This is a genomic window from Algoriphagus sp. 4150 (genome assembly GCF_031457395.1).
Lineage (GTDB): Bacteria > Bacteroidota > Bacteroidia > Cytophagales > Cyclobacteriaceae > Algoriphagus.
Map to the genome: position 1 here is coordinate 15,479 of NZ_JAVDWS010000022.1, position 12,871 is coordinate 28,349.

The 12,871-nt window shown below is 43.6% G+C and carries 7 protein-coding genes; all 7 read left to right on the plus strand.

Annotated features, from left to right (window positions below; genetic code table 11):
• Positions 1-9 precede the first annotated feature (9 nt).
• The 7 genes from J2X69_RS20790 to J2X69_RS20820 all read left to right on the plus strand — a co-directional run bounded on the left by J2X69_RS20790 (position 10) and on the right by J2X69_RS20820 (position 12,812).
• A complete protein-coding gene (locus J2X69_RS20790) occupies positions 10-1,926 on the plus strand; it encodes a RagB/SusD family nutrient uptake outer membrane protein (RefSeq protein ID WP_310107679.1) in 1,917 nt (638 codons plus the stop codon).
• Positions 1,927-2,046: 120 nt separating this feature from the next.
• A complete protein-coding gene (locus tag J2X69_RS20795) occupies positions 2,047-4,986 on the plus strand; it encodes a SusC/RagA family TonB-linked outer membrane protein (RefSeq protein ID WP_310107681.1) in 2,940 nt (979 codons plus the stop codon).
• An 11-nt stretch (positions 4,987-4,997) separates the two neighbouring features.
• Positions 4,998-6,779: a RagB/SusD family nutrient uptake outer membrane protein gene (locus J2X69_RS20800; RefSeq protein ID WP_310107684.1), complete on the plus strand. Its 1,782-nt coding sequence runs from the start codon at positions 4,998-5,000 to the stop codon at positions 6,777-6,779.
• Between the two features lie 53 nt (positions 6,780-6,832).
• Entirely contained in the window at positions 6,833-7,867 is a 1,035-nt protein-coding gene (locus J2X69_RS20805) for a DUF5627 domain-containing protein (protein ID WP_310107686.1), read from the plus strand.
• A 116-nt stretch (positions 7,868-7,983) separates the two neighbouring features.
• Positions 7,984-10,119, plus strand: coding sequence for an endo-1,4-beta-xylanase (locus J2X69_RS20810; protein WP_310107688.1), 2,136 nt, complete (start codon positions 7,984-7,986; stop codon positions 10,117-10,119).
• A 330-nt stretch (positions 10,120-10,449) separates the two neighbouring features.
• Entirely contained in the window at positions 10,450-11,565 is a 1,116-nt protein-coding gene (locus J2X69_RS20815; protein ID WP_310107691.1) for an alpha/beta hydrolase-fold protein, read from the plus strand.
• 134 nt (positions 11,566-11,699) lie between these two features.
• Positions 11,700-12,812, plus strand: coding sequence for an endo-1,4-beta-xylanase (locus J2X69_RS20820; RefSeq protein WP_310107692.1), 1,113 nt, complete (start codon positions 11,700-11,702; stop codon positions 12,810-12,812).
• The last annotated feature ends 59 nt before the right edge of the window (positions 12,813-12,871 follow it).

Here is a 12,871-nt window from a genome sequence, read left to right on the forward strand (position 1 = left end):
GCCAATCCAATGAATAACTATATAAAATCATTATTGAAGGGATCCGTCTGGGTAGCGATGCTTTTGTTCATATGCTCATGTGAAGATTATTTGGAAAGGACTCCGGAGTCTATTATATCGGAAGAGCAGGCCTTTCAAAATTTCACCAATTTCCAAGGCTATGTGGAGGAGCTATACCATTGTGTGCCCAATTTCACTTTGTCCAATTGGGTGAGTTCATGGAATTGGGGTGAGGATGAGATAGAATCGACAGCTGGAACCTTTACGTTTTCATACGCCGTGGACAGGGGCAACTTCTGGGCCTGGCAGGTAGAGAATGGTGCAGGAAACACAGGCTGGTTGGACGCTCCCTCAGTTAATAATGCTCCCGCAGCCAACACCAACAGGGATCACCACAATAAAGGGCTATGGCCACTGGCCTGGTATGGGATTCGCAAAGCCAATATGGGGTTAGAAAACCTTTCCCGGATGGTAGATGCTACAGATGAGGAACGGCAGCTGATAGAAGGGCAATTGTTGTTTTTTAGAGGGTGGTTTCATTTTATGTTGATCCAGTATTTTGGAGGTTTACCTTATGTTGATCATGTTTTGCCAAGTGATGAGCAGTTGACTTTGCCTCGTTTGAGTTACCACGAAAGCGCCGAAAGGGTAGCTCAGGATTTGAAAAGAGCGAGTGAGTTGCTACCGATCAACTGGGATAATACTGTAGCAGGTAGCATGACCTTGAATAAAAACCAACAGCGGATAAACAAAATCATGGCTTTGGGTTATTTGGGCAAAAACTACCTTTGGGCAGGTAGCCCCCTAATGAATTCGGTGGGCACCGGAAGTCAGGGCTATCATGCAGAATATTGCAAGAAGGCTGCCGATACTTTTGGTGAATTGCTTCAATTAGTGGAAGGTGGGGAAACTGAATACAAATTGATATCTTTTGATAGGTACCATACTAATTTCTATACTACAGGACAAAACTGGGCCTTGCCGGGAGGGACAGAAGCTATATTCAGGTCTCCATATTATTCTGCCAACGGAACAAACTGGCGAATTTCAAAGCAGTATAAACCTACATTCATGGATGAAGGTGACCCAACAAATTTCTACCCTACCGCCAATTATGTGCATGCTAATTTTGGGATGGCCAATGGTTTGCCGTTACCTAAAAATGTCACTCAGGCGGATCAGGAATCAGGGTATGATCCCCATTACCCTTGGAAAGGACGTGATCCCAGATTTTATGCAGCCATTGCTTACGATGGTGTAAAAGTGGTGCAGGGTGCTATTCCGGGTTCTAACGAGGAAATTCATCGCCATGCTAACCTTCACACAGGAGGCAGCTATAGAGAGGTGGTGACAGGAAGCCTTTCAGGATACATGACGCGTAAGTTCTCTCCATTGACAGCCAATAAATTTGACAGGGCATATGATTGGGGGGCTTCCCTGCACATTAATGTGCCTTATATGCGCTTAGCGGATATCTACCTGATGTATGCCGAGGCCACCTTGATAGGCTACAATGGTGTGGGGGCCGCTTCTGCTACTTTTTCTAAAACACCTGTGGATGCAGTGAATGTGATCAGGGAGCGTGCCGGAATGGCCAATGTCCACAATAAGTTTTTGGGATCAGTAGACACTTTTTTGCAGGAATTAAGGCGCGAACGGGCAGTTGAGCTGGCCTTCGAAGGGCATCGGTTCAATGACTTGCGTAGGTGGATGCTTTTGACTGAAGCACCTTATACCATCAAGACTTCTTTTGAGTTTGAGCGGTCAGGTGAGTTCAATACAGAGGATCCCACTGAAAACCGTATTGTGAACATGAGGGAGGAGGTAATCATCAAACGTAATTATAGCTCCAAACATTATTGGTTACCGCTAAAATTAGCAGATGTGAGTCTTTATCAGGAATTGTACCAAAATCCCGGGTGGTAATAGAGACAATTTTTTGTCTTGTAAAATTAATGAACAAACATGATGAATGATATAAAAATAGCTCTGATATGCTGTGTCTATTTGGTACTGTTTCCACTGTGCCTTATAGCTCAGGATACAATGAAAATAACCATCGATCCGATAGTTAGATCCAGTTCAGGTGATCCTGTACGTGGTGCTATCGTCAGAAGTGAGCAGGATGAATATTCGGCCGTGTCCAATGACCTGGGACAGGTGCATTTGGAGGTGACTTTAAATACATATCTGGTGGTCGAAGCTCCTGGTTACGAAACCAAATTATTACAAGCCCTCCTTGAATTGGGAGAAATTGTACTGTTTCCTTACTTGGAGGGGAAAGAAGTTTTGGTAGCCTTCCAAACCAAGGATAAGAATGAGCTTTTGGGGGGTGTATCGTCAGTTAATATGCCTGAACTAGTTAATGAAAATTTCATTACCTACCCTTTGGATGGGATGGAAGCTTATGTAGGTGGGTTCAACGGTAATTTATGGGGGAATAGCAGTTATTTAACCTTAGTGGATGGAGTTCCCCGTGATATCGGTAGTGTAATGCCCACAGAAATCGCCCAGATTACTTTCTTAAAAGGGGTCAATGCAGTTGCGCTATATGGAAGCAGAGGAGCGAAAGGTGTTTTACTGATCACTACAAAGCGCGGTTCAGCCACTGCCCAAACAATTGATATTCGTACCAATATTGGCGTGAATGTGCCTAAAAGCTATCCTAAATATCTTGGATCGGCTGAGTACATGTCACTATATAATGAAGCCAGGTCAAATGATGGATTAAGTCCATTGTACAGTGAGGAAGAAATCTATAATTACGCTTCCGGAATTAATCCTTATCGCTATCCTAATGTGGATTACTTTTCCGAGGACTACTTGCAAAAAGCCTATACCCGCTATGATGCCACCATGGAAATTTCCGGAGGCAATGAAAGCGCGCGGTATTATACCAATGTAGGTTATTGGTCCGAAGGATCTGTTCTGGATTTTGGCCAGGCTGCAGAAAATGGCAATGAGAGGTTTAACGTACGTGGAAATGTGGACCTTAACCTCAATGATTATATTTCAGCCAAAGTAGATGCAGCTGCTATATTTTATAATGTCAGAGGAATCAATGCGAATTACTGGGGAGGATCTACGACACTAAGGCCGCACCGGTTTACCCCACTGATTCCTGTGGATATGCTTTCGCCGGATGATGAAGTTGCGATGAGTTATGTGCAAAGCAGTCAGCACTTGATTGATGGGAAGTATTTGCTTGGAGGGACTCAGTTGGATCAGTCCAATCCCATCGCGGGAAGTTACGCAGGCGGCTCCTCCAAATACACCAACAGACAGTTCCAGTTCAATGCCGGAGTGAATGCCGATTTGCGAAATGTATTGGAGGGGCTTTCCTTCAGCTCGCTTTTTGGACTGGATTATGCAAGTTCTTACAACTTGTCCTTCAACAATAATTATGCAGTTTTTGAGCCTCACTGGACCAATTATAACGGGATGGATGAGATCTCACACCTGACCAGATTCGGACAGGACGCCAGTTCCAGAACCCAAAATATCAATGACAGCTGGTTTCGGCAGACCTTGTCATTTTCCGCTCAACTAAATTATGAGAAAAATATAAACAACAAGCATCGTGTATCCACTATGTTGATAGCCAATGGTTTCCAGACAGGTGAATCCGGGGTATACCATAAGGTGAGCAATGCCAATATTGGTTTGCATGCAGCTTATAACTACAAATCAAAGTATTATGTGGATTTCAGCGGAGCCATGATCCATAGCGCAATGTTAGCTCCCGGCAACCGGCAAGCTTTCTCTCCTACGGCCTCTTTGGGCTGGAGGCTCAGTGAAGAGGATTTTATGGCTTCTTCCTCCGTGGTGGATGACCTTAAGTTGTCCCTATCCGGAGGTGTCCTTCACACCGATCTGGACATAGCCGAGTATTATCTGTATGAAGGTATTTACACAGATGAAGGATCTTGGTATGAATGGAAAGATGGATTGAACAATACAGCCACTGACGTGAGAAGAGGACAAAACTACGACCTGAAACTACCAAAAAGGGAAGAGGTCAGTGTGGAACTGAACGCTTCATTATTCAATAAGCTGTTGACAATCAATAGTTCCTTCTTTGTTAGTAAGATGACGGGCTTATTTCTGCAGGACAGCAATATTTATCCCGGTTATTTTGTGACAGGATGGCCTGTTTCTTCTTGGATACCTTATGTCAACTATGACAATGACCTTAGGACAGGCTTTGATTTCCAACTGAACCTGAACCGGCGCATTGGGCAGGTGGACTGGAGTTTGGGGTTTTCAGGTATTTATTATGATACCAAGGCTAGCAAAAGGTCTGAAAACTTCGAATTTGATTACCAGACCAGGATAGGGAGACCATTGGATGGGATATGGGGCCTGCAAAGCGATGGTTTTTTCACGGGGGTAGAGGATATAGAGAATTCCCCTGTGCAGGCCTTTGGGGAAGTAAAACCCGGTGATATCAAATATATAGACCAGAATGGTGATGGTATCATCAATGCTCAAGATGAAGTGTACCTGGGTAGGGGTGGATGGTCCGGAGCTCCTTTGACTACGGGTATTCACCTGTCTATGAAGTACAAAAACTTCAACTTCTTCATTTTGGGAACTTCCCGTACCGGAGGTTATGCGATGAAAAACAATAACTACTTCTGGGTGAAAGCGGATGACAAATACTCCGAAGTGGTCAGAGACCGATGGACAGAGGCTACAATAGCTACAGCTAGCTATCCAAGGTTGACCACCTTAAATGGGGCGAACAATTACCGTAATTCTGATTTTTGGTTGTATAGTACCAACAGGTTTGATTTGACAAGAGTGCAGCTCTCTTATGCGTTCCCAAGCAGCATGTTTGGCGAGCGGTTCTTGAGAGGGTTGGACGTGTATGCCAATGGAGCCAATCTTCTAACCATCGCTCCCAATAGAGGTATTTTGGAGATGAACATTGGAAGTGCTCCTCAAACCAGGTTCTACAACATTGGTGTTAAAGCAAAATTCTAACCAGACCCAAAATGAAAATGAAGATAAATTTTAAAGTTGGATTTATTATTACAAGCTTAGTCATCATGACTGGCTGTGCTGATATGTTTGATCCTGCATTGGAAAATATACAAAGCAAGAGCCGTCTAAGAGAAAGGCCGGACATGATCCATGGCTTGCTAATAAATGCCTATCTGAGGATACCAACCAATAGTTTTAGTTTCAGTGAAGTAGCGACAGATGATGCTGTGACAAATGATCTAAATAGTGGACTGTTGAACACTGGCGTTGGTCAATGGGCTTCCAACTATAATCCCCTAGATCAATGGACTAATTCTCAATCAGCTATTCAATACTTGAATGAAATGTTAGCTGAGGTAGAAAACACGCAATATGCTGCAAATCCAATTGTCAATCAAATGTTTATCGACCGTATGAAAGGTGAGACATATGGCTTGAGGGCATTATTCATGTATTTTTTGCTTAGATCACATGCTGGAATTGCAGATGGAACCTTGATGGGAGTGCCTATTTTACTTGAAGCACAAACAGCAAGTTCTGATTTCAACATTCCTCGAGCCACTTTCGAAGCTTGTATGCAGCAGCTTTATGCAGATGTTGAAAGGGCTATTGAATTATTACCCATGAACTATCATAATATAAACAGCGAAGGAATGATACCTTCTGTCTATAGAGAGATGGGTGCTCAAACAGGTGAATACAATAGGGTATTTGGGGATGACGCCAAGCAACTGGTATCAGGAAGGATCGTCCATGCTATAAGAGCACAAGCAGCATTGTTAGCAGCCAGCCCTGCTTTTAACTTGGATAATGATCAAGCTAAATGGGTTGATGCAGCTACCTATGCCGGAAATATGCTTAATGAAATCGGAGGAATGAGTGGTTTGGATCCAAATGGAGTTACTTGGTACAGCAATGTTTCGATGATAGATAATTTAGGAGCAGGAGACAATCCTTCCGAGATCTTGTGGAGAGGCTCTGTTGGAGGTCCATCCAACAACTTGGAGCAACAAAACTTCCCTCCTACATTGTTTGGTAGTGGTAGGGTAAATCCCAGCCAGAATTTGGTGGATGCCTTCCCAATGGCAAATGGTTACCCTATTTCAGATCCTGCTTCTGGATATTCTAATAATGCCCCTTATACTAACAGGGATCCTAGACTTAGACATTTTATTGTGATCAACGGAAGTACTGCCGGACCCTTAGGTAGGACAATCAATACAGCATTGGATTCTGATACAAACGATGGCCTGAATAAAGTGGAAACTTCTACACGTACTGGATATTACATGCGAAAATTGTTGCGTCAAGATGTGAATTTGGATCCTGTTGCCAACACTGGTCAACGTCATCTTCATCCAAGGATCAGGTATACTGAGATTTTTCTGATCTACGCAGAAGCAGCCAATGAAGCATGGGGACCAATGGCTGGTGGATCCTTTGGGTATTCTGCATATGATGTGATCAAAGCCATCCGGCAGCGTGCCGGAATTGGTGCTGACAATGGAGATGCTTACCTGGAATCCGTTAAAAATGATCAAGCTGCCATGAGGGAATTGATCCGAAACGAACGCCGCCTGGAGTTGTCCTTTGAAGGTTTTCGATTTTGGGATTTGAGAAGGTGGAAGTCGGATCTGACAGAGACCGCCCGGGGAATGCGTGTTGTAAATCAAAATCAGTATACTGTGATCAATGTGGAAAACCGGGTTTATCGGGATTACATGATTTACGGCCCTGTGCCTTATAGTGAAATATTGAAGTTCAACGCCCTTCAGCAAAACGCCGGTTGGTAATTCAATATAGAGCAGAAAATGACTGATTTTAACTTGGTTTTAAATTCAAAAAAATGAAAAGGATACCATATATATTTATAGCTATTGTCTTGATATTTTCATCCTGCGAGAACGAGGATTGGGAGTTTCCTGATTTTGATTATCAAACCGTTTATTTTGCCTACCAATATCCGGTCAGAACGATTACGCTGGGAGATGATATCTTCGATACTTCCGGTGACAATGAAGGCAAGTTTCGGATTCTCGCCACCACAGGGGGGGTATATGCTTCGCCTCAGGATGTCCACGTGACTGTTGCTGTGGATGAAAGTCTTACTCAAGGCTTGCTGTTTAATCAAGACGGAGATCCGGTAGAGGCGCTTCCTTCTGAATACTATCAATTGGCAGGACAGACGATTGTTATCCCCAGGGGGGAGGTAGTTGGCGGAATAGAAATCCGGTTGAACAGTGGTTTTTTTAATGACCCCAAAGCAATTAAAAATAGCTATGTATTGCCTTTGCGGATCACTGAGATAACTAACGCTGACTCTGTTTTGTCGGGAGAAGGCTTGGTGCCAAATCCCTTAAGAAACAATCCCGCTGACTGGTCTGTGCAGCCCAAGGATTTTGTCTTGTATGCACTCAAATATGTAAACCCTTGGCATGGAAATTATCTGCGCCGTGGACAGGACATCATTACGGGGAGTCCGGGTAATTCCGGCTTGGATGGAACAGTAATCAGACACGAAAAATTCGTGGAAAATGATGAACTGAATGCTCTGATAACCAGTGCGCTCAATGAAGTGGAATTCCCCTTGGCTTTCCCTGGACTGGATGGCGAAAACATCCCTGCAGATTTAAAACTTACGTTTGATGATAACGGAAATTGTACGGTTTCGGCTCTTGGAGCCGGATATACAGCAAGCGGATCGGGCACTTTTGTATCCAAGGGAGAAAAAAACAGCTGGGGCAATAAGGATAGGGATGTCCTTTATTTAGCGTACGAGATCAATTTGCCGGAGATGCAGATAACTGCCGTGGACACGCTGGTGGTTCGGGACCGGGGAGTTGGCTATGAGGTCTTTACTCCAGTTTACATTGAAAATTAATCAGACCCAAGATCTTATGAAATCGAGCATGATCCCGTACCTACGGGATCACACACTGGGATGATTATCCCATATGCGAGATTCCATCTGACCATTAAAAATCAAAATATAAACAGATGAAACCTATATATAAATATCTCCTATTTCTGGCTATTTCGATAGGGGCCGCCTCCTGTGTGGATCAAATGGCTACTGATGAATTTCAGGTGGAAAAGCCTGCAACTATTGCTGCACAGGAAGTGCTTAATTCCTATGGAGTGCTGAAAAGCTACATTGATACCCTTGCCTACCCGGATTTTAAACTTGGGGGTGCCGTGGATATGGCGGAATACTCTTCCAAGGGGGTGATGTACCGCTTGATCAACAGTAATTTTGACGAAATTACTGCCGGCTTCGGTATGAAGCACGGAGCGGTGGTCCAGGCAAACGGGAATTTTGATTTTAGTAGAGTTAATTCCATGCTGGAAACCGCATCAGGAGCAGGTGTCTCTGTATTTGGGCATACCTTGGCATGGCATGCCAACCAAAATGCCGCCTATCTAAACAGCCTATTGGAACCTCTGGTAGTAAATTCACCTGCTTTTGCAAATGAATTGGATCTATCAAGCCCTATGTCAGGAGAACTGGGAGAATGGGAAAAGACAGGGGATGTCACGATTAAAACAGACTGGGGAATGGGTGAGGGAACTGCTGCTTTTGTCCTGACGTCCGGAGCCGGATCCAATCCTGAAAGTTTACAGCTAAAGACTCCTGAAATACCGGTGATTAAAGGGAAGGCCTATGAAATAGTCTTATATATCAAGTCCGATGTTCCGGGCAGCGGGGGAATTACTTTTGAGGGACTTTCCAACAATTCTCCTGAAATCGACTGGATGAATACCGGCTCTGACAGTTCCGCTTTCAAAACAGGCATTTCCTGGCAGGAAATCCGTTTTCGTGTAAGTGATTTTGTGGGCAATAGTTTTAAGATAAAAATTAATTTGGGCTATGTTCCCGATGTATCCTACAGCATAGACATCAATAATTTGTATGTGTTTGATCCTACAGGAGAACCTGCCATTTCCAACCTGATTTCCGACGGTGACTTTGAAAGCGGCACCGGCTGGGGAGGCTGGGGAAATGGCTCTACCAGAGGAGTCACCGAAGAAGGAATGGGTTTCGGTGGATCAGGGAGATCTTTTTACGTGACCAATCCCTCTATTACAGGCGGATTCTGGGAAGTACAAACTTCCTATGAACTTGCCGAACCTTTAAAAAATGGGGAAGAGTATAAGTTGAGTTTCTGGGTCAAAGGCGATGCTGAAGGCATTATTAGACCGGAACTGCAGAGTCCTGATTATTCCTCCAATGGATTTGGTCAGGTAGGGGTAACCAAAGAATGGAAGCAAGTGTCTCTAATTACAGTAGCTACTGCTCCTGATCGCGTGCGATTTGTAATAAGCTACGGTGAATTCGAAGGAACTGTCTATTTGGATAATGTGGTTCTTAGCAGTGCTTCGCTTTCAGGAGGAACCACCACCCTGGTGATCAAAACTGCGGAAGAAAAAACAGCAATCGTTTCAGGAGAGTTTGGACGATGGATAGCCGGTATGCTTGCTAATTCCAAAGCGCATATTAAAGCATGGGATGTGGTCAATGAGCCAATGGATGATGACAATCCCTCAGAATTGAAGACAGGTGTTGGTAAGACCGACCTTCCTGCGGATCACTTTTTCTGGCAGGATTACCTTGGTAAGGACTATGCGGTAAAAGCATTTGAACTGGCAGAACAGTATGGGAATCCTGATGACAGACTTTTTATAAATGACTACAATCTTGAATACAGTCTGGCTAAGTGCCAAGGCTTGATAGATTATGTCAGTTATCTTGAAACCAAAGGGATAACCGTGGATGGTATCGGTACACAAATGCATATAGGGATTGATTCAGATAAGGATAACATTGTTGAAATGTTTAAAATGCTTGCGGCAACAGGAAAGCTGATCAAAGTATCTGAATTGGATGTACGCGTAAATACCCCTAATCCTACTGCTGAAATACTTGATCTTCAGCGGGAAATGTATCAATTTGTGGCAGAAAAATACCTTGAACATGTGCCAGCGGCTCAGCGCTACGGAATCACCGTGTGGGGAATCAAAGACAGTGACATGAATTCTTCCTGGTTACCTGGGGAGAAGCAAGGTTTGTGGGATATTAATCTAAACCGGAAACCGGCATATGCCGGATTTGCTGAAGGGCTGGAAGGTATGTAAGAAATTTCAGCCAGAAGAGGATGTCTCATAATCAGGTTTCCTTGTCAGGCTGAGCAGCCAGTCTGCCGAAGGCATGAAAGTCGAAGCCTTTTATGTGCTATTTAAGCTCATTTCGACTTCCTGCCCTCCGGGAGGCGGGTGCTCAACGAGACAATTATGAGTAGTTATGAGGCATCCTCTTGACTTATACAGTCTTGGAATACTTAAAATGATTCTTGATTTCCAAGTCGATTATAGTCTTGGGTAGCATTATACTTTTGTGTTTGCTTACCCGGAAAATACCTAGGAATTACCTATTTTTATAAACAATAAACCTATAACCTATTAATTATGAAACAGTTTTCTTTAATTCTGGGACTGGTATTGATTATCAGTACTACGCTCAGCATCGCCCAAGAATCTCAAGTAAAGGAGGATTTTAAACCCTCACTAAAAAACCAACCCGGAAAGGAGTATCCCCAGGTAAATTCTCAGGGATATGCTCGGTTTAAAGTTGAGGCACCGCAGGCCCAAAGCGTAAATGTGAGTCTTGGTCTTGGAGGAAAAGGCGGAACAGACCTTACCAAGGATGAGGATGGGGTTTGGTGGGGGACCACTGACGGGCCTATGGATGAAGGCTTTCATTACTACCATCTGACAGTTGATGGGGGAGTATTTAATGATCCAGGTGCTTTAAATTATTATGGATCTACACGTTGGGAAAGCGGTATTGAAATTCCTGCGCATGACCAGGATTTTTATATGCTTAAAAATGTCCCTCATGGAAACGTGCAACAGGTATTATTCCCTTCACCAAGTACTGAAACTTCCCGGAGAGCATTCGTATATACTCCCCCGGGATATGAGGAAGATCCAACCAAACGCTATCCGGTGTTATACCTACAGCATGGGTGGGGTGAAGATGAAACGGCCTGGAGCAATCAGGGACATGCCAATCTGATCATGGATAATCTACTAAGCGAAGGTAAAACGGCACCCTTTATTATAGTAATGACCTATGGCATGACCAATGAAGTAAAATATGGAGGATTGAGAGATTTTAAAGTGGATGCTTTCCAGACTGTACTTGTTGATGAATTAATTCCGTATGTGGATGCTAATTTTAGAACATTTTCCGATCAGGAAAATAGGGCAATGGCCGGGCTTTCGATGGGAGGCATGGAAACCCACGCAATAACCTTGAACAAGCCGGATGTGTTTTCTTATTATGCCTTACTGAGCGGGGGAATCTATACTCCCGAAGAAATTCAGGATAGTTCTACTCCAAAGCTGATCTTTTTGAGTTGTGGAAGTAAGGAAAATCCTGAGCGGGTACAAAGCGCCGTCAAGGCCCTAAGTGAGGCTGGAATAAATGCGGTTTCTTTTGTCTCAGAAGGAACAGCGCATGAGTTTCAAACTTGGCGACGTAGCTTATATGAGCTGGCTCCACTATTGTTTTCAAAATAATTTTGTTTCAAGAATGAATTTATAATCTTCTTGTTTTCAGTTTGTTATAGTGGTAATTGAGGCTGTCTCCCGTATTTCTTAAATTCACAAAGTACCCCAGATGCCAAGCCCTACATGTCTAAATACCTACGATCATGATATTCAAAAACACTTTAATCTTTGTTTTGCTTACCCTGATGTTTTCGGGACAGCCTCCGAAAAATGAGGGATTAAAAGATATATTTTCAGACAGCTACCACATTGGTGTTGCACTCAATGCAAGACAGGTGAATAGCTCTGATGAGAAAGTCAATTCTGTCATTCAAAAGAATTTCAACAGCCTAAGCCCTGAAAATGGTCTCAAATGGCAGCTGGTACATCCGGAAATTGACAGGTACAATTTCGAATTTGGTGATGAGTATGTGGCTTTGGGTGAAAAAATCGGTGCATTTACGATTGGACATTGTTTAGTTTGGCATCAGCAGGTACCACGCTGGGTTTTTGTGGATGAGAATCAAGAACAGCTATCAAAGGAAGCTTTGATTAAAAGGATGGAAGAGCACATAGAAACTGTGGCAGAGAGATACAAAACGAAAATTCATGGCTGGGATGTCGTCAATGAGGCGTTTAATGAGGATGGGTCTTATCGGGAGTCGGATTGGTATAAAATTGCGGGCAAGGACTTTATGAAAGCTGCCTTCCGAAAGGCTCATGAGGTAGATCCGGAGGCAGAACTATATTACAATGACTACAATGTATGGAGAGCATCTAAGCGCAAGGGAATTCTTGACTTTGCCAAAGAGATGGTTTCAGAAGGAATCAGAGTGGATGCTATAGGGATGCAGGGACACTATCAGCTCGACTCTCCAACTTTGGAAGAAATTGAACAGGGAATTATCGACATCCATGAGGCCGGATTCAAAGTAATGATCACAGAACTTGACGTGGATGTGCTGCCCAGACCTATGAGGGCCGAAGGTGCTGATCTCAATATGAACTTTGTCAATTCGGACGAGTATAACCCTTACAAAGACGGAATCACTCCGGAAGCTGAGGCAAGGTTAGCCGAGCGATATGCTGCTATTTTTGAGATTTATGAAAAGCACAAAGACAAGATTTCCAGAGTTACTTTCTGGGGTTTAGGAGATAGAAGCAGTTGGCTAAACAACTTTCCGGTCCGTGGCAGGACAAATTATCCTCTGCTATTCGATAGAAATCTGGATCCAAAGTTGGGGGTAATTGAGAAAATCACCGGTGTAGTGAAGTAATTTATCTACGCATGAATCCGTGTATATTGGAGTACAAATTTTGCTAGGTATCCTGTTTC